Raw genomic sequence first — 18,252 nt, 5'->3', positions numbered from 1 at the left:
TTTCCCTGAATGGGAGCCAGCATTTTGCGTAGGAAAGCCACAAAGCGTTTGAAAGAAGACGGCCCAGGGCCCGTCAACTCCCTACGCCACTTCCAGGTGCCAGTTTTTTCAGGTTCATGGCAGCCGCCACAAGCATTTCTTCAGTGGCTACCCGTTTCATGCCTCTAAGGGTTGTCCACCGCATGCCATGCTTTTCTTTCATGTCCGCAAAGACTCGTTCGATGGTTTCCTTGCGTCTTTCGTAGATGGTTTTGTTCTGGGTCATGTGCCGCAGGTGTTCCGCTTCATCCAGGTAATCTTGCCATACATGACGCATGAGCCGTTTGGTATCGTCACTGCTTTCGTTACACTGGTCCAGATGAGGGCAGGTTCTACAGTTGGCTGGATTGGAATGGTATTCCCTGTACCCTTCCCGGTTGGTGGTGCGATAGGAGAGGATCTTATCTCGTGGACACAGGTAACAGTCATAGTACTCATCGTAGACGTATTCGCGTTTTCGGAAGGATCCTCTTTGCTTCAGAAGCCTTCTTGAGCTGACTTTTCTTAGCTGTAATATCAGTGACCTGACTGTTTTTATGGTAGTCTCGAATCCAATTAAGAATTTCTGATCTCGAAAATCCTGTCTTGCGAGCTAATAACCTGGTAGAGTATCCTTTTTCAAAATGGAGTTTCAAGATTTCATCTCTTTCGGCCTGAGTAGGGTGTGGTCCCATCCATTTCACCTCTTTCTGACACTATAACTGATGTGGTTCAGTTCTACTGTCCGATTTAGAGGTAGCAGTGCAGCTATTTCTGGCTCACTTTCAGAGTATCATTTACAGCCGTCATTGCACTTGACGAAGAGGATAGGAAAGCCGTATGAGGGAAAACCTCACGTACGGTTTGATGAGGGGAGGCTGAAAATAAATGGGCGACACGTAAAGGCCACCCATTGAAATCAGTTTTCTACTCTATTCTCTTTTGATTTGGCAAAAAGGTGAAGTATGCAATTCACTCACTTAATAGGCATTGTTAAGGTTTGGGCTGTCAATTACTTTTTTGTATTTCTCACTGCCGCTTAATGTATTCTCGGGTTACCAAATAAAAGTCAAGTAAATAGATGCACATATTTATTGTCGTACTTTAACACCATAAATGATAATTGGATATGAAGAAACGTTTCGTAGTCCGATAGATCCATTTTCATTATTTCGGCAATTTTTCTAATGCGGTAAATCATGGTATTTCGATGCATTTTCAGAGTATTAGCAGATGAAGTAATGCTTTTTGAACTTATAGTATAAACATACAGGCTTTTGGTGTAATCTGTATCATATTCAAGATCATAACGAATAAGAGCAAGTAAGGATGGATTGCAAAATTCCAGCAAATCATCTTGCTTTGAACACGTTTTTAAGATGTGATAAATGGCATAGTCATCGTATGGTATATAAATATTGTCGCTTTTCATGCGAACACCAAGAAATAAAGCTTCAAGGGACTGCAAATAAAAAGGATGAATGTGTTCAAGGTTGGTGAACGGACGACTTATTCCAATACGGATTTTATTATCTTTTAATAACTCTTTTGTCTTCTCCTCATAGCACTTTCGAAAATCTTTTTCCTGGTTATAACTTACAACAATGACAATGTGATCATTATAAATAATGGATTTGCTTTCGCCTATGATTCTCTCCAGCATACCTTGAATAAATGAGAGTGAAATACGTGTGCTGTCAAACTCGCTTACATCAGCAGTAAGGACATAAATGTGTTTCTTTAAGTTAAGATGAAGATAATTTTTCCTTTCTTCCATGACATTACTATTGGCAATTTTTTTGTCAAGCAAATCTTTAATGAAATCTTCATACAAGAGTCCTTTTGTAAAATGGATAAACTTATTTTTCTGCATTTCTGCAGATAATGCATCAGAAATGATCGATGCAATCTTGATATCGCTTTCTTTGAAAGGCCTGTTTTTATCCAATACTCCAATGGCAGCGATCGCTTTGTTTCCAATTGAGATTCTGCTCATGAGTCGACCATATTTCGTGTAGCCGTCATCCCAAAAAAATGGAGTAGGACTGTTGATCAGCTTTTGAGTAAAACTCACACTTAAGTAATGCGTTACGCTTTTAACTGACAAATAGCCTGTGGCATCAAACTCTTGCCATAAGCGATCATCATCAGCAATACAGTTTTTTGTATAAGCAAGACGCTTCCAGCTTAAGTCCACTACATGAAAGGGATTACCCAACATTTCATATCCAAGATCAACGATGTGTTGGAGACCTTTTCTTTCAGCTAAGGAATCCAAAAGCTTGATGGAGTAATAGCTCAAATGTTCGTCCTCTGTTGAAAAATTATTTTGATTATCGAGTGGGTTAGTATGTTCTTCAGACACATGCTTTGCCCCCTTCATTGTTATGCAAAGACATTAATGATATCGATACCGGCGTTTTAACTGTCAAGTTCAACATCGTGTGTCATTTCCCCGGCGGCGCCTCTAATCTATGTGAAGCAGCATACATGCCTGCGATTGATGCCTTCGAAAGCCTGCTGAAAGGACCGTGGAGTAAAAAGTCCGGTTTCCCATTTTTCGCTTTTTACATCAAGCGGGTGACCATGAACCGGGTGGCAGATTTTCATGGTGCTTTCCAGGTCAGCTGTTTCGTAAAGCTCCCGCAGGTCTTCCTTCATTGTTGATTGCAAGGTTTTTGGGGTATGATCCAGCATGTTTCTGGAAAAGCGGGTATGACAACGTTGTCATCCGGCATCTTGAAAGTGTTGATGGAGGGCTTGTACCAATCATTTATGGCTATCAGAGGTGACCAGGCGCACTTCCTTCAACCTTCTATTTTCTAAGGACTGGAATCTGCGCCAATTTGCTCCTTGAACCGGACCAGCAGCCCGTGGTTAAACGATTCCAAGAGTTTGGCTAATTCCTGTTAACGTCCATCACCAGTAAAAAGTGTGTGCAAATGCCCTTAAGTTAGGTAGTTTTGAACTGAGCCATGATTCATCCTCCTCGGTATGGTATTTGCTTGTCACGTATACGCTAACTGAGGATATGAGTTTTTGGCTCATTGTCTTTTGACACCATTATACGGACTCAACCCACCAATGTACAGGTTTAATTTTCGGCGGATTGCGAATTGTATGAAAATACAATTAATAGTCCGTTTTTTCGTGTTGGTATACAAAGACGTAAGATACTTAATACTATATGATAATTATAGACACTATACATTCATTGACATCCGGCAGCTTGAGTCGTTTAGCAGGACCATAAGGCTGGCAGATCTGTTCCGGGACTAGAAATGGAAAGGACAAGTATTGACAAAAAATTGATGAGGAGGAAAAAAATGAACAAAAAATTTCTTTTTGTTTTAGCTACAGTCGTCACAGTATTTATCTCGATCTTTTGTATCATCTGGGCTGCAGTATTCGGTTTTGATCCCGCTAATCCTCAAAACATGTCTCCGTTGTTTAGTTTGCTGTGGTGTGCATTTGCAGGGCTTGGATTAGTTGTTGCTCAGCAAGGAAGTTTTAAGACTTTGCCCAACATGCTTTGCAGTGCAGCCGTCGGGCCGTTGTATGGAATGCTTTTCTTTGGATTGCTTGATATTTTAATGAGTAATGGTGTGAGTGCGTTGGTTGCATTCGGAATATGTGCATTAGCGGTTACATACCTACTTGCACTCCTTCATGTAGTTGTTTTAGAAAAAACCTACTTTAATGCAGTAGCAATGACACTTGGAACTTATGGCATCTGGTTTGCTTTAAAAGATCCTGGTGACCCAACTAATTATAACTGGTTGTACGGGGCTGTTTTCTTTCTGATTGGCACAGCTTACGGCACAATATTTGTTCCTATAACAGTATTTGTTATGAGTAAAATTGCTAAGCCTGATGAAATGAGCATTGAAGCAGCTGAGTAATGCTTATCTTTTATGTCCACAGTAACAGGGTGTAGAAAAAGGAGGAAAATTAAATGGCAGCTAATTCGTTCGTTTGTTGGCCTAAAAGGGTTGTTACTGGAGCAGGATCATTACAAGAGCTGGGTGAAATCATTAAAGAAATGAAGAAAAGCAGAGTTCTTGTCATTACAGATACTGTCATGAAAGATTTTCCTGTAGTAAAGGATACGATGACCGACTTAAAAAAACAGGGTTTGGTTGTTAGTTTGTTTTGTGAAATTGGACCTAATCCTACCGAAGAAATGGTTCATAATGCTGTAGCTGTTATGAAGGAAGAAACTCCGGAAGTGATCGTGTGTATTGGTGGAGGAAGCCCAATTGATACAGGTAAAACAGCAAATGTCGTTTACACTCATGGCGGGACAGTGAATGACTACGATATAGCCATTGGTGGAATAATGAAAATAACGCCTAAGTTGCTGCCATTAATTGCCATTCCCACAACATCAGGAAGTGGTACGGAAGTAACATATGTTGGTGTTATCACAGACACCAAGAAACAAACGAAATTTGGCGTGTTAAGTCCTTTGCTAATACCGGATGTGGCAATCATTGACCCTGAGTTAACAGTTTCAATGCCGGCAAATCTTACAGCATTCACAGGAATTGATGCATTGACACATTGCATTGAGGCGTATACTTCAATTGTAGAATTCCCTCCGGCCGATGCTTTAGCGCTACATGGAGTGAGAATGATTAGTAGGACATTGAGAACAGCAGTTAATGAGCCGAACAATTTAAAAGCCAGAGAAGAGATGGCGACAGCTTCTATGATGGCTGGAACATCATTTAGTCTTAATGGTTTAGGAGCATGCCATGCTTTGGCACATCAGCTCAGTGCTTTTTTTGGAACGCCCCACGGTTTAGCTAATGCAGTACTGTTGCCTCTAATAATGAAATTCAATATGCCTGTACGTTTACAGAAATTTGCTGATATTGCGCAAGCTATGGGAGCTGATATCAATAACATGCCAGTCGAAGAGGCAGCTCAAAAAGCCCTTGAGATGGTTGAGAAGTTATGTGAGGATGTTGGCGTTCCAAAACATCTGGATGATGTTCAAGTAACGAAAGAGATGATACCTGATCTTGTTGAAAGAGCACTTGGTGACGGTGTGATCAATACCAATGCCAGACCTGCAGCCTACGAAGATGTTGAAAAGTTATTTTTGGATTTTTTTAATCTATAAATGAATGAACTGTTTTAATAAAATTATAAAACGAAAGGGATGAATGTGATGAAAGAGTACAAGATGTTTATTGGCGGTAAATGGGTTCCCTCTATATCAGGAGAAACATTTGATGATCTAAACCCATTTAACAATGAAGTGTATGCAAAAATTCCAAAAGCAGGAGTTCAAGATGTTGATGTCGTCATGGGTGCAGCTTTCGAAGCTCGCAAAGCATGGGCAGCCACACCAGCTGCAGAACGCGCTAAGATATTGTTAAAAGCTGCACGCATTATGGAAGAGAGCCAGATGGATATTGCAGAGGTTTTGATTAATGAAGGTGGGAGTTCTTTTGGAAAAGCAATGTTCGAGATTTCGCAAACAGTCGATTTGCTTAATACAGCGGCCGGAGATGCTAAAAGTGTGAAAGGTGAAACATACCATACTGATCCAACGTCACTGTCCATGAGCTTTCGAAAGCCAAGAGGAACCATTGTATGTATTTCACCATGGAATTTCCCGCTGATTTTGTCTATGTATAAAGTTGCATACGGTCTTGCAACGGGTAATACGATTGTCTTGAAGCCCGCTAGTGAAACTCCTGTAATCGGTTTGAAAATTGCAGAGGTTTTCGAAAAAGCAGATATTCCTGCGGGTGTGCTCAACGTCATTACAGGGCCGGGAAGCGTTTTAGGGGATGCACTTATTGACGATAAGCGATGTTCTTTTGTTGCCATTACCGGTGAAACCAAAACAGGAAGGCATGTGGCTCAAAGAGCTGCATCCAATTTGAAGGAATACTATCTCGAAATGGGCGGTAAGAACCCGCTTGTTGTTCTTGCTGATGCAGATATTGATTATGCTGTTAAAGTTGCGGCATTCAGCGCCTATCTTCACCAGGGAGAGATCTGTATGTCGGCAGACCGGATCATTGTGGAGAAGCCTATTGTGGAAGAGTTTACCAAGAAACTGGTTGAGCTGGCTTCTTCATTAACGGTTGGCGATCCAAATATCCCATCAACTTTTATTGGGCCAATCATTAGTGACAAACAAGTCAATGCAATTAATGATCAAGTTCAGGATGCTTTGGCAAAAGGAGCAAAACTTCTCACAGGCGGCACATATGAAGGGCGACTGTTTAAACCTACGCTTCTTGCAAATATAACAAAGGATATGAAGATATACTATGACGAAACATTTGGTCCTGTTGCTTCAATTATTCCTGTCAATGATGTACAGGAAGCCTTGGAAGTCGCAAATGATACTCAATATGGGCTTTCCGCAGGCCTGATTACCAATGATTATGAAAAAGCGTTATTCCTTGCTGAAAACATTGATGCAGGTATGGTTCATGTAAATGGCAGCTCTGTGGATGCAGATGCAGCATGTCCATTTGGCGGAACGAAAGAAAGTGGTCAGGGCAGAGAAGGCGGTGCACACTCGATACAAGAGCTCACGGAAGTAAAGTGGGTCACAATGGCAAAACGCAAAAAACAATATCCCATTTAGCTATAACCAAAACATACGCAGGTATTCACCATTGTGGTTTGCTGCACAAATTGCAGTAGTATTGTTCGTGTAAGCAATCGGGTAGATGGCTGACCTTTAATGGGCCAGCCGAACTCCATTTTTAAGTCTCTCAGAGGAGCGGGCTTAGGCAGCAATTGGGTTACGGGCACAGCGCCAGTAGCCCTTTTTCATGTGTGCGCATTCCCGTGCTTTTTTATTGCTGCTTAGCAGCAGCTGTATTTGGCGGAATATGCGATGTCTGAAAGGAAATATATCTGAAGAAGCATGAATCACCGCTTAATGCGGCACATTCGCCAGCCATCAGGCAAGTTGTGCAAGAAAAAGATGAAAGATAGAGGTTGCAGACGAAAAAATGACAAACGTCCTAAATATTGAAAACAGAAGGAAAAATCAGCTATTTCATGCAAAATGCTGTTTAGATTCATGGGAGGGAGGTATTATTGAATTAAAGATAATGATAATTATTATCACAGAAAAAGGCAAACCATTCGAAAGAATGGGACGCAAAGTCAAGAGTCTAACACACCGATATTCAGGTGTCATGATCGTCCGGCTGCCGAGATTATTTTCGGCAGTTTTTTTATTTTCAAAAAACGGCTGGCGTCAAGGGGGTCGATATAAAGGTGAAAAATAGAAGAAGTGATTCAGGGGTTCTGGTGACTGAAAACATTAGGAGAAGCGTGAACACATCTTGTGACCTGCGAAAGGAGTGAGTCGGATGAGAAGCAGAGAAAATATCAGAAAAAAAGGCGCCAAGCAATTATTCGTATGGATCGTCGTTATACTGGTAGCCTTTTATGGATTTATTCCCAGTATGGGAGTGGGCATGGTATTTGCTGATTCGGTGCCGGAGGAAACCGCGGCTGAAGAATCAAATGAAATGGCTGACGATGAGAGCAATGCGCCGGATAATGAAGATGGCGAAGCATCTGTGGGAGAACCGGACAACTCCGGCGAATCGACAGAAGCAAATGAGTCTGATGTCGGTGATGACACCATTCAGGAAGGATCATCAGTGGATGAGGAAGAAGAGGTCACTGATGAAGAATCTGCTGATGATGGCGTAAACGAAGATGCAAACGAAGAAGAAACTGCCAATCATGACACTGGGGGAGAAACCGCAGATGAAACCACTGGTGATACCGGGGAAGAAGAGGAAGAAACTGAAAATATCGACGAAGTTCCTGTTCCCCTGGGCGGTTTTCAGCAAGTGGTTCTGGAAGAAATTCGCGTTGAGCTCCACAGTCCTCACAGAAATGCATCCAGCACTGAATTTGAGAATGAGTCTGATTGCGGTGGACTGACAGATCCGGTGGTATGGCATTTCGTGGCCAATCAGCTTCAGGTGGATGAAGGACCTCTGATGCTGGAAGCAACTTTCCAGAATGCCGGCACCAAAATGGTTGCCGGACAGCCCGTGGGAAACGGTAACGTACAACACTTCTTTGTGGGCACACCGGATCACGACGTGCTGGTGGACGCATTTTTGGTTGTTCCAGCGGGCAGTGGTGGTGCCAAACTGGTACTCAGCCATGTATGCCTTGAAAATTACGTTGAACCCGATTGCATCATGGTTCCTCTGGATGCCGTCATCTACATTGAAAGCATACAGCTTAACCAGCCTTACAGCAACCAGTATTTTACAGTGACGTGGCTGGACAACAATCGTGTGGAAATCACCGTCAATGAGGGTTACTGCATTGGATTCCATCTTACCAGTTACCAGTACCCGCCGGGAACCGACGTGCAACCCAATGGTGAACCTTATGAGGTGCAAAGCTGGTTCGATGACGATCATCATCTCTTTGAAGGACCTGAAACCATTGTTCTACAGGTGCAGACCCCTCGTGACTGCGAACCTGTTCAAATCGATCTGTACACCTATCGACTGGTGGAAGGCGAATGGGAACCGGGTCTGGTGGAAATACCGCCACATCATGGTGAAGCCTTTGAAAGTGCTCAGCGTCTCCACAGTGCACGGGTGGTGCTGCCTGAAACACCCTGCGAAGAGGAACCGCCGACAGTGATTGTTGAAAAAAGAGTGATCGATGAAAATGACAATGTCGTTGAAAGCGATGAACAGGTATTCGAATTTGAAGTCAGGCTGACAGAAATGGATCTGGTATCCATTCTTGAAGAAGTGGAAGAAGAACTGGAAGACGAAGACGGGTTTCCAAAACTATTTGATGACCTGAGCCAACTCAATGATGTCACGGTGGAAGGATTGGATTTCGGAGCATATATCCTTGAAGAAATAAATGTGCCTGATGGTTACCAGCTTGTGGGTTACCAGATTGGTGAAAGTATCTGGTTGCTTGGTGAAGATGACGGTGTTGATGAGGGAATCATCTTCTTTATCAATCCAGGGATGGAAGACATGACGATTATTATCATCAATCGATTGATTCCCGAAGATCCCGAAGATCCTGAAGATCCTGAAGATCCTGAAGATCCTGAAGATCCTGAAGATCCTGAAGATCCTGAAGATCCTGAAGATCCTGAAGATCCTGAAGATCCCGAAGATCCCGAAGATCCCGAAGATCCCGTTGATGACCCTGATGACCCGGCAGATGATCCTGACGAACCGGCAGATGATCCTGACGACCCAGTGGTTGTTTTGACAGAAACTGTGACACTTGACGATCCTGTGATTCCTTTGGCAGCCCCGGTGGTTCCCCAGTCTGATCCAGATGAAGTGATTGTACTGGATGAAATGATTCCCCTGGGAGTTCCGGTGCTTCCACAGACTGGCGAAGGGAATCCTGTCTTCTACTATATTGCAGGCATATTGCTGGCGGCAGCAGGTTTTCTTTTCCGAAAGAATATCGAAGCGTAGCAGCATTGCAGTTTCCAAAAAAATGGATATAAATAATTAGTGAATGGCCGGAAAAGATAGACAACAAGGAGAATGGGTATACAATAAAGGAGAGATGAAACTGATCTCTCCTTTTTCGTCGCAAGTTGGAAAAACTGATCTGGCAGCACATTTAGAGTCATTAACGCCACACATTGCGTTTATCGAATTTGTCAAATCGGGGAGGGATGGCCATGCGCAAGTTTTCCACTATTTTGATCATTGCCGGGCTGGTGATCGCGCTTTATCCGGCAGTCAATCGTTATATTGAACAGCGGGAAGAAGCCAGACTGATGGCTGAACTGGAGGAGCAACTGACTCAGATGGAACTGGAACGGGAAACGGTGGAAGCATATCAGGAACTGCAGGAGATGTTCACGGCCTATGACGAGGAAGAACAGGGCTTTGAGGCATCACCGGAGGAAATAAGACCGGCGGAAGAAGGCGCGCTGCTGGGAAGTTTGGAAATCCCTGCAATTGATGCAAAGATGCCGGTGGTACAGGGAGCCAGTGATCATAATCTTAAAACGGCAGCAGCATTGCTGGACGGCACTTCACCCATTGGCAGTATTGGCAATGCTGCCATTGCAGCTCACCGAAGTCATACCTACGGGCGTTTTTTCAATCGGCTGAATGAGGTGAAACTGGGCGATACCATTCATATAACAACGCCTGAAGAAACCTATGTGTACCGGGTTTATGAAATAAAAGTGGTGGAACCCACTGACTTATCGGTGTTAAACCGGAACAGCCGGGATAAAGTGGTCACGCTGATTACCTGCGACCCCATCTACGTGGCATCCCATCGGCTGATCATACACGGTGTCATGGTGGAGTCTGAAGAGGAAGAAAACGATCAAACAACAGCAACAGCAGGCTTTTGAAGCCTGCTGTTGCTGTTTGAGGACTGAATATTATGGCTGGAAACAGGAAGGTTTAATCGGCAAAGGAAGAAGGGGATGCAGCAGCAAAGCCACCCGGGGGTAGCTGCGCCGGCGGCAAAATCAGATGACAGTGAGTCTTAATACGGGTCAAGTCATCCGGAGTTTCCCGGGGGAATTTTTGGATGACGCGTTGCAATACCGCCTCCATGGTTTCGGTATTAAGACCGGGAAGAAGCACCAGAAACTGAGAATCATTCCAACGGGTAATAGTATCGCCTTTTCGAAGCTGGTGCAGCAGGTGTTGCTGCAGTGCCTGCATGCGCTGTTGCTGTTTGCCGTGAGAAGCAGATGAGGGGTGACTCATGGTAACCATACCCACCATTGCCTGGGCACCACTGCGTTCGCTGCGGCGGCGCTCCAGCTCGTAGATGGATCTAAACACATCAGGATTACAAAAATAGGCATTTTCAAGGGGATCAATCCCATCCAGATCAGCATGAAGGGCATCCATGGAATCAAGGGTGGGCTGTGTTGAGAGCATGCGCTTATACAGCGACTTCAGAGCAGGTGTGGGTTTGAGGCCAAGTTCCTGATAATAGAAACCGGTGATGTATTCATAATGAGTAAGTGCCTGTTTGCGTTCTCCCAGTTGCAACAACGATTCCATCAGGCGAAGATGAAATTCTTCCTCGTAGACATCCAACTCAATGGCCTTCTCGCAAATTCGAAGTACTTCGGCAAACTGACCAAGTTCCATCAACAAACCTGTGGACGACAACACAGCTTTCAAATATTGGCGGCGATAGTGACTGCGTACCGGAAAAACCCATTGTTGATCGGTACATTCCGGCAAGTAATCACCATGGTACATTGAAAGGGCCTTCTGATAATGCAACAATGCTTTTTCTGGATGTTCATGCTGCAAAGCTTCTCCCAGCTGAACGGAAGATTCAAAAATATCCACGTCCACCCGGGCATCAACCTCCGGATTCCATCGATAGTAGCCGTTGACGTAGACAATGCTCATATAGGAAGCCTGGCTGTTTTCATTCTCTTCAAGAATTTGGCGAAGCCGATGCATCTGGCGGCGAAGGGTGCTTCGGGGATCATTATAATCTTCTGATGCCCACAAACCATCCAGCAATGCCTCGGGTGTGAAGGAACGTTGTCGGTGGGTCAGCATAAACTTGAAAAGTTCCCACAGCTTCCTGGACCCTGGGGAAGCTTCTACCAGAGACTGACGGTTTTTTTCCACATCAAAACAACCCAGAGTCTTTATGGTGATCACAGACTGATCCTTCGCTGTCGGTTCGTCAGTTACTGCATGATTCATGGGTGCCACCTTCTTTCTGTCCTCTCTGTCTCTAAATTACCCGATATTTTGGATTTCATGTCGAATGTTGATAAAAAAAATCAAAAAAGAGGACCTGAGACCTAAAAAAATGAAAAATCGGGAAGGATTAACATCAGGTGTTTGTCACAGGCAAAGAAGCTGCCGATATGTCAAAACGAATGTAACAGGCAGAATGGACGCCAATGACATTCAAAGGTACGTAAATATAACAGATGATCCTATCATACTAGAAATGCCAGGAATTTTCAATCATGGCCCAGAGTCACGAATGTGAATCAATCAAAGCAGAAGGCAGCCAGCACGGACTGGAAATGAATGGTTTACATAAAACTGAAAAAAAGGGAAATAAAGACCATTAAATTCAGGAAAAAAGGTTTACAAAAATATATTTGATGATATAATATCAGTATCAGCTCGTACATTTGAACGAGCAGGTAGGAAGCGAAACTTTTTACCGATAAAGGCAAACTTTGGGAAACCGGAGGACGCAAAGCTAAAGGGCCTGTAAAATGGCAGCCAGCTACCGAAGAAGAAGTTTTTTTATTTACCCCAAAACCGCTTTCCACCGATAAAGGCAAACTTCAGGAAACTGGAGGACGCAAAGCTAAAGGGCCTGTAAAATGGCAGCCAGCTACCGAAAGGGAGTCTTTTTTATGAAAAAAAGCCGGTTTATGGTGATGTTATTGATGGTTTTGGTTATTGCCAGTATGGGATCAGCCAGTGCGATGGAAGTGGCTTCACTTGATACCCGTTCACTGGAGACCGGACTTTTATCGGTTCAATACCAGGTGCCAGGACATACTGCCACCAAAATCATGCTTGAAAAAGGCGGTGAGCGGTCTGTTTTTGATCTTTCGGCAACAAGAACAGAAGAAACCATACCGCTGCTTTTAGGTGACGGACAGTACAAAGTTTCCATCCTTGAACATGTGAGTGGTAACCAGTACCGCCCCATCAAAACCGAAACCATTGAAGTGGCCATTGTTGATCCGACAGCCCGTTTCCTCAGTTCTGTTCAGGAAATTCGATGGGATCAAAACATGCAAGCCATTCAGAAAGCAGCAGTCTTGACTGCCGGATTAACCACAGACATGGAAAAAGTGACAGCCATCTACGATTATATTGTTGAAAATATCCGATATGATGACGCCAAGGCAGCTACGGTCACCAGTGGCTATCAACCAGATATCGACGCTACTTTATCAGCAGGCAGCGGCATCTGCTACGATTATGCCTCTCTCTTTGCAGCCATGATGCGGAGTGTGGGTGTGCCTGCCAGAATGGCAAAGGGGTACGCCCCGGGAATTGATGTGTATCATGCATGGAACGAAATACTGGTGGAAGGCGAATGGCAGACGATGGATACCACCATGGATGCTGCCTACCGACAGAGCAAGACACCTGTAAAGATGTTCAAGGATAGCACGGCTTTTACTAAAACCAGTGAAGTGTAGGATTGCATGGACGCATTTCAATTGAATGTCAATAATCACATAGCCTTTCCGATTTTCTTTCCATAAAAAGAAGCCTGTCCCAACTCTCCCGGGGCAGGCTTCTTTGCTGTTCTCAAATAAATACAGTGATTAGAGGCAATGTGACAGACCGCATGACGCTGACGATCATGTGAACGAAAAGTGCTTACGTATGGGTGGTGCTTGTATTTAGGGGTACTTCATTATGTTTGATGGGTTTTCTTTTGTGTTTTGCTTTTTCGGGCGGCCATTCCAATGCCGGCCAGCCCCAATCCAAGCAGGTAGAAAACAGCAGGAGGAAGATTTCCGGTTTGGGGCAGTAAGGGGAGAATTCCTGAACTGGAGGCCGCCATCAATAATTCTGGCTGCAACGCTCCGGCAGCTGTTTCGTCGACAGTTACGGAGGAGATGACTGCCGGTGTTGTGGCTGGAATCTGAGCCGCATGTGTGGCATCAGCTTCAAAGGTATTTTCAGTGGCAAAGGTGGTCAACAGTGACCCAACGGTCAGTAATGACACCAACCAGAAAACGAGCAACAGGCTTAATGTTTTTTTTGGTCGCCGCTTCATGGTCATGGTAATGGCTCCTTTCGAAAAATAACGAGGCGCTCAAACTCATGGATGGAATGGGGGTCAGCCGATTTCCGTCTCTCTGTTCCAGTGTCGAAACTGCGATTGTTGCTGATCTTTGCCGGCATGTAACACCAAAGCTTCTTCCATCAGGAGGATCATTTCAAGGGTACTACGAAAAGGGATGATTTTTCTGTTGTCCAGCCATTGAATCGTCCCCTGCCAACTGTTATTCTGCTGATACTGAATACGGATTAAAAAGTGTGTTCCACCGGGAATGGATTGACCATCTTCGGGACGTATTGGCGGATGCATCGGCTGTTCCTCCCTCTCTGGCAGTTGATGACCGCACATGATGATTCCATTTACATCATAACCTGCAACACCGTTCATGGAACATACAGGAATTTTTCACCAATGCATCAGAGTGGTTTCATAGTTGCTTCGTGGGCATTTCATGGCTGTTTCATGAGATTCATGCGTCACTGGATTCAAGAGAACGCGTAAAAATGCCAGGCGCTGTCATCGACAGTGCCTGGCTAAGTGGGAAAAGTGTGAAGGATATTGCGAAGGATATGAAGGAATATTTATTTTATCGTGGCAACGCATCCAATGATTCGGTGATGGAAGCGGACAAACGTGAACGAGGTATTAAAGGCGCGTCGTTGTAGCGAAGCAAGAGGCGTTCAATCACCTGGGGCAAACCGGTTTCTGCCAGGCAGTTGAAAAGCACTGCATAGGAAGCCTCTGACCATCGGGTGAGGACATCGCCCTGACGCAGATTGGACATCAGAAACAACTGCAACCGCTCATGGCCTCGATGAGGGAGATCGAGCCGATCATGCCTGGTGGAATCGTCATACGCTAATGAAAAAAAGCAGATGTAAAAAGGCCGGTTATCCCGCTGGTTACGGCGTGCTTCAATTTCTGCCAGTGAACGAAAAACATCAGGAGCACATAAATAAGCCTGATCAGAGGGGTGGTGAAGATTGTCGGAGGAATCAATGGCTATTGGTATTTCGAATGAGGAATCGCTGTTGTGCAGCTGACGGTATATTTGCTTCAGGGCATTGCTGGGAGACACTCCCAACTCCCGATACAGATAGGTGGTCACATACTGATAATGTGCCAGCGCTTCTCGCCGGTGGTTCAGACGCAGTAAAGTGTTCAGCAGCACCAGGTGAAATGATTCTTCACAGGGCTCTAAAGAAATGGCTTTCTCAGCGGTTTCCAGCACCTGTGTATATTGCTGGTATTGGGTGAGGAGGTGACACAGACTCAACACATTCTCGATAAATAACCGCCGATAATGAATGCGGGGAGGAATCACCCACTCCTCCTCAGCACATTCAGGCAAATAATCTCCAAGATAATAATCCAAAGCTTCGCGGAAGCATTCAACTGCTTCGCGGGGAGCTGTGTTACTGATGGAACGGGCTTCTTTGGACAATGATTCAAACTGCAGGATATCTATCAGGCAAGACGGTGTTTCATTCCAGAAATAGCAGCCATTTTGATATGCAATGGGGCCGGAACTGTCGTTGTGCTCTCCCAGCATTTTGCGAAGCCGGTGAGACTGGGTGCGCAGCAGGTTGCGGGGATTGCTGTAGTTCTGGTCGGGCCACAGGTGATCAGCGATGGTTTCGGGCAATAGGCTTTTGTTCCGAAAAGTGAGCAGGTATTTAAAAAGTGTCCAGATTTTTTTTGAACTGCGAGACTCTGCAGTGAGTGTGCATCCGTTTTTTTGAACACTAAACCGACCCAGTGTCCTGATGATAAGCACTGAATCTGAGCGGGAGGTTAATCTGTTTTCCTGGTGAACCATCAAGACATCTCCTCAAACCTTGGAATGGACAGGGTTGGAAACTAATAATATGTTACCCCGAAACCATTCGGCAAAACATATGCAGCGTTGGAAAATAAACCTTTACCCATTCCCTGTGTGAAAAGTGTTCTTAAAGTTGTTTAACGCTGCTTAACAGAGAAGGCATGCGATGTCATGATATGATGTTGTGAACAGAGAATAAGTGCAATTAAAAAAGGTTTAAGAATGAATGGAAAAGATAGATGGGTATGATAGAATATAACAATCATCATCAGTCAGCAATTTAGTACCCTAAAATGAAACCCAGTTTCGTATTTAATTTGCGAGGAGGTGGCAGCGTGCCATCGCTTCTGAAGCACATTCCATTTGGCAAAAAACTGGAAAAGCGGGTGATATCCGCTCAGTCCGGCAGTGAATCTGAGCGGAATATGCTGATTCGGGAATATGCTCCTTTCATCAAAAAAAATCTAAGCCAACAATTGGGGCGTTACATCGAAGAAGAAAACGATGATGTCTTTTCAATTGGCTTAATGGCTTTTAATGAAGCCATCGACCACTACCAGCTGGAACGGGGCAGTTTTTTGCCCTTTGCGGCAACGGTGATTCGTAACCGCGCCATTGATCACCTCAGAAAAAACAAAGGTGCTGTGAATGAGATGCCCTTTACGGCGCTTGGAGATGAAGGCATTGAGGGAGCTGCTGCCGGGCAGGTGCGTGTCCTGTGGCGTCCGCCTCCAGAAGAAACGCTTTCCATTCAGGAAGAGATGCAACAGTTGGTTAAACGACTGGCTCAGGTGGGATTGACACTGGATAATTTGGTGGAAAACGCCCCAAAACATGAAGATACAAGACGGAATGCCATTCGAATCGCCCGTTTCCTATATGAACAGCAAGATCTAAGGGAAGCAGCTCTGAAAAGTGGACGCATGCCGCTTAAACGTTTGCAGCAAGAGTACGGTGTGACTAAAAAAACGGTGGACCGGAGCAAGCAGTTTATTCTCGCGGTCATGATGATTCTTGACAGCGACCTGGAAACAATGAAAACGTACATTCGATCGGTGGAGGAGGGATCAAAATGAAAGAAAAAGGGTGTGTCATCGAAGTGCGTCAGCACACGTTAGTTGTGATGACCAGTTCCTGCGACTTCATTGAAATCCCCCATACGACGGATTCGGTTTTTGCCGGAACTGAAATTGAGTTTACCAGAATGCCGGCTGCAGAAAAAACCAGCCGGCGAAAGAAACGTTTTTCGGCGTTCGTGCCTGCAGCCATTGCTGCGGCCATCTTCATGCTGATCGGTATGAGCAGCTTTCTCTGGTGGGTTCGACCGGAGCCAGTGGCATATCTGGTATCCATTGACGTGAACCCCAGCCTCGAGATCACATTAGCGGCAGATGGAAAAGTTATTGCAGCAACAGCGCTTAATGATGATGCAGCTACCCTGCAGTTGAAATCTATGAAAAACCAGCCGGCGGAAGATGCGATGACCTTTCTCCTGGAACGATTGGAAGACCAGGGCTATTTGAACGGGGATGAAATGCATTATCTGGTGCTTTCCCTGGCAACTATGAGCTCTGGAGACGAAGCGGCAGAAGCTGTGGACCGGCTGCTGATGCTGATGGAAAACCGCCTGACTGAACAAATTGAAAGTCGGCAACTGACGTTGGAACTCTTGGCATTTAAAGGCACTCCCCAGCAGGTGGCACTGGCAAAACAGGAGGGAATTTCTCTGAATCAAGTTGTCCTGCGGGAAGCCTATTGGGAAATGCATCAAATTGAAAACAGTGACAACAACGTCAAATATGGTCATGGCGAACCTCCTGTACCCGAAATGGTGAAGGAACTGCTTCGCCATAAGCGTCCGGAAGAGATGCTGTCACCTGCTTCCACAGAAAGACAGCATCCTGTTTTTGAGTCGCACCCAGGCGGTCAGCAGGAGAAAACTGAGAATAACGGTGGAGCAGGAGAAAAGGAACATCCTGTGTTTGACACCCATCCGGGAACAACACAGCAGGAAAACAAGGGTGATATCCATCCGGTCTTTGAAGAACACCCGGGTCAGGGCAATCAGCCTGCAAAACGACCAGCAGAACCGGCTGAACCTGCGAAACCGAAAAAAGAGGATCAGGCAGACGACGACATATCAGCAGAAAAAGAACATCCTGTCTTTGAAGAACACCCGGGGCAGGGCAATGGACAAACTGAAAAACCAGAGACGCCCCAAGTAGGTAAGCCGCCGGTTGAAGAGGAAGAACCGCAGACTGATGGAAATCAAAATCATCCGGTTTTTGATGAACATCCCGGCCGGGGTACGGTAAATGATCCACAGCCAGAGAAGGAACATCCAGTGTTTGATGAAAATCCGGGCAAAGGCAATAAAACCGAAGAAAAACCGGATCAAACCCATCCGGTTTTTGACGAGAATCCGGGAAACTCCCAAGGTGTGCCCAATAACCAGGAGAACACCAGCGGTAGCCAGGGATCAGACAGCAATAGCAACAGTAACAACAGCAGCAACAGCAGCAACAGTAACAACAGTAGCAACAGTAACAACAGTAGCAACAGTAACAACAGTAGCAACAGTAACAACAGTAACAACAGTAACAACAGTAACAACTGATAAGTGGCGAAAAATGTTA

14 protein-coding genes, 2 pseudogenes and 3 riboswitches are annotated in these 18,252 nt (G+C 44.9%); of the genes and pseudogenes, 8 read left to right on the top strand and 8 right to left on the bottom strand.

Annotation, left to right across the window (positions count from 1 at the left end):
• Positions 1-97: 97 nt before the first annotated feature.
• The 4 genes and pseudogenes from QOL74_RS15740 to QOL74_RS18495 all read right to left on the bottom strand — a co-directional run.
• Positions 98-508, bottom strand: a pseudogene (locus QOL74_RS15740) (transposase); the annotation flags it as partial.
• Positions 474-713 carry a transposase gene (locus QOL74_RS18500; RefSeq protein WP_430383880.1) on the bottom strand — a complete coding sequence of 80 codons (240 nt, stop codon included), beginning with the start codon at positions 711-713 and terminating at the stop codon, positions 474-476. The pseudogene QOL74_RS15740 and the gene QOL74_RS18500, both read right to left, overlap by 35 nt.
• 374 nt (positions 714-1,087) lie before the next feature.
• Entirely contained in the window at positions 1,088-2,383 is a 1,296-nt protein-coding gene (locus QOL74_RS15735; protein WP_283410459.1) for a PucR family transcriptional regulator, read from the bottom strand.
• A gap of 107 nt (positions 2,384-2,490) precedes the next feature.
• A pseudogene (locus QOL74_RS18495) lies at positions 2,491-2,733 on the bottom strand (hypothetical protein); the annotation flags it as partial.
• A 611-nt stretch (positions 2,734-3,344) separates the two neighbouring features.
• Between QOL74_RS18495 and QOL74_RS15730 the strand changes: the two are divergent.
• From QOL74_RS15730 to QOL74_RS15710, 5 genes are all read left to right on the top strand, one after another.
• On the top strand, positions 3,345-3,920 hold the full coding sequence (locus QOL74_RS15730) for a hypothetical protein (protein WP_283410458.1): 576 nt from the start codon (positions 3,345-3,347) through the stop codon (positions 3,918-3,920).
• Positions 3,921-3,973: 53 nt separating this feature from the next.
• Complete coding sequence (locus tag QOL74_RS15725; protein WP_283410457.1) at positions 3,974-5,146, top strand: iron-containing alcohol dehydrogenase; 1,173 nt, start codon at positions 3,974-3,976, stop codon at positions 5,144-5,146.
• Positions 5,147-5,194: 48 nt separating this feature from the next.
• The gene (locus QOL74_RS15720) at positions 5,195-6,634 is read left to right on the top strand and encodes an aldehyde dehydrogenase family protein (RefSeq protein ID WP_283410456.1); all 1,440 of its coding nucleotides are present in this window, start codon (positions 5,195-5,197) and stop codon (positions 6,632-6,634) included.
• A gap of 489 nt (positions 6,635-7,123) precedes the next feature.
• Positions 7,124-7,216: riboswitch (cyclic di-GMP riboswitch) on the top strand.
• Between the two features lie 157 nt (positions 7,217-7,373).
• A complete protein-coding gene (locus QOL74_RS15715) occupies positions 7,374-9,491 on the top strand; it encodes an LPXTG cell wall anchor domain-containing protein (RefSeq protein ID WP_283410455.1) in 2,118 nt (705 codons plus the stop codon).
• A gap of 212 nt (positions 9,492-9,703) precedes the next feature.
• Positions 9,704-10,393 carry a class D sortase gene (locus QOL74_RS15710; RefSeq protein WP_283410454.1) on the top strand — a complete coding sequence of 230 codons (690 nt, stop codon included), beginning with the start codon at positions 9,704-9,706 and terminating at the stop codon, positions 10,391-10,393.
• 52 nt (positions 10,394-10,445) lie between these two features.
• Here QOL74_RS15710 and QOL74_RS15705 read toward each other — a convergent pair whose 3' ends face one another.
• Positions 10,446-11,726: an AfsR/SARP family transcriptional regulator gene (locus QOL74_RS15705; RefSeq protein ID WP_283410453.1), complete on the bottom strand. Its 1,281-nt coding sequence runs from the start codon at positions 11,724-11,726 to the stop codon at positions 10,446-10,448.
• Positions 11,727-12,199: 473 nt separating this feature from the next.
• Positions 12,200-12,275, top strand: a riboswitch (cyclic di-GMP riboswitch).
• A 35-nt stretch (positions 12,276-12,310) separates the two neighbouring features.
• Positions 12,311-12,386: riboswitch (cyclic di-GMP riboswitch) on the top strand.
• Between the two features lie 14 nt (positions 12,387-12,400).
• On the opposite strand from QOL74_RS15705, the gene QOL74_RS15700 reads away from it, so the two are divergent.
• A complete protein-coding gene (locus tag QOL74_RS15700) occupies positions 12,401-13,201 on the top strand; it encodes a transglutaminase-like domain-containing protein (RefSeq protein WP_283410452.1) in 801 nt (266 codons plus the stop codon).
• Between the two features lie 221 nt (positions 13,202-13,422).
• Here the strand turns inward: QOL74_RS15700 and QOL74_RS15695 are convergent, their stop codons facing one another.
• From QOL74_RS15695 to QOL74_RS15685, 3 genes are all read right to left on the bottom strand, one after another.
• Entirely contained in the window at positions 13,423-13,794 is a 372-nt protein-coding gene (locus tag QOL74_RS15695; RefSeq protein ID WP_283410451.1) for a hypothetical protein, read from the bottom strand.
• 57 nt (positions 13,795-13,851) lie between these two features.
• Positions 13,852-14,103: a hypothetical protein gene (locus QOL74_RS15690; RefSeq protein ID WP_283410450.1), complete on the bottom strand. Its 252-nt coding sequence runs from the start codon at positions 14,101-14,103 to the stop codon at positions 13,852-13,854.
• 277 nt (positions 14,104-14,380) lie between these two features.
• Positions 14,381-15,613, bottom strand: a complete 1,233-nt coding sequence (locus QOL74_RS15685) for an AfsR/SARP family transcriptional regulator (protein WP_283410449.1) — start codon at positions 15,611-15,613, stop codon at positions 14,381-14,383.
• A 338-nt stretch (positions 15,614-15,951) separates the two neighbouring features.
• Between QOL74_RS15685 and QOL74_RS15680 the strand changes: the two genes are divergently transcribed.
• On the top strand, positions 15,952-16,692 hold the full coding sequence (locus QOL74_RS15680) for a sigma-70 family RNA polymerase sigma factor (protein WP_283410448.1): 741 nt from the start codon (positions 15,952-15,954) through the stop codon (positions 16,690-16,692).
• The gene (locus tag QOL74_RS15675) at positions 16,689-18,233 is read left to right on the top strand and encodes an anti-sigma factor domain-containing protein (protein ID WP_283410447.1); all 1,545 of its coding nucleotides are present in this window, start codon (positions 16,689-16,691) and stop codon (positions 18,231-18,233) included. The genes QOL74_RS15680 and QOL74_RS15675 overlap by 4 nt, the downstream gene beginning before the upstream one ends.
• The last annotated feature ends 19 nt before the right edge of the window (positions 18,234-18,252 follow it).

The sequence above is a fragment of the Anoxynatronum buryatiense genome, from assembly GCF_900182905.1.
GTDB lineage: Bacteria > Bacillota > Clostridia > Peptostreptococcales > Tindalliaceae > Anoxynatronum > Anoxynatronum buryatiense.
Note: the sequence above shows the minus strand (reverse complement) of the source record. Positions and strands in the feature narration are given on the sequence as shown.

Excerpts from the sequence above, each read along its gene's own strand:
- QOL74_RS18500 (WP_430383880.1), bottom strand. The coding sequence starts at position 713 with ATGGGACCACACCCTACTCAGGCCGAAAGAGATGAAATCTTGAAACTC.
- QOL74_RS15730 (WP_283410458.1), top strand. The coding sequence starts at position 3,345 with ATGAACAAAAAATTTCTTTTTGTTTTAGCTACAGTCGTCACAGTATTT.
- QOL74_RS15725 (WP_283410457.1), top strand. The coding sequence starts at position 3,974 with ATGGCAGCTAATTCGTTCGTTTGTTGGCCTAAAAGGGTTGTTACTGGA.
- QOL74_RS15720 (WP_283410456.1), top strand. The coding sequence starts at position 5,195 with ATGAAAGAGTACAAGATGTTTATTGGCGGTAAATGGGTTCCCTCTATA.
- QOL74_RS15715 (WP_283410455.1), top strand. The coding sequence starts at position 7,374 with ATGAGAAGCAGAGAAAATATCAGAAAAAAAGGCGCCAAGCAATTATTC.
- QOL74_RS15710 (WP_283410454.1), top strand. The coding sequence starts at position 9,704 with ATGCGCAAGTTTTCCACTATTTTGATCATTGCCGGGCTGGTGATCGCG.
- QOL74_RS15705 (WP_283410453.1), bottom strand. The coding sequence starts at position 11,726 with ATGAATCATGCAGTAACTGACGAACCGACAGCGAAGGATCAGTCTGTG.
- QOL74_RS15700 (WP_283410452.1), top strand. The coding sequence starts at position 12,401 with ATGAAAAAAAGCCGGTTTATGGTGATGTTATTGATGGTTTTGGTTATT.
- QOL74_RS15695 (WP_283410451.1), bottom strand. The coding sequence starts at position 13,794 with ATGACCATGAAGCGGCGACCAAAAAAAACATTAAGCCTGTTGCTCGTT.
- QOL74_RS15690 (WP_283410450.1), bottom strand. The coding sequence starts at position 14,103 with ATGCATCCGCCAATACGTCCCGAAGATGGTCAATCCATTCCCGGTGGA.
- QOL74_RS15685 (WP_283410449.1), bottom strand. The coding sequence starts at position 15,613 with ATGGTTCACCAGGAAAACAGATTAACCTCCCGCTCAGATTCAGTGCTT.
- QOL74_RS15675 (WP_283410447.1), top strand. The coding sequence starts at position 16,689 with ATGAAAGAAAAAGGGTGTGTCATCGAAGTGCGTCAGCACACGTTAGTT.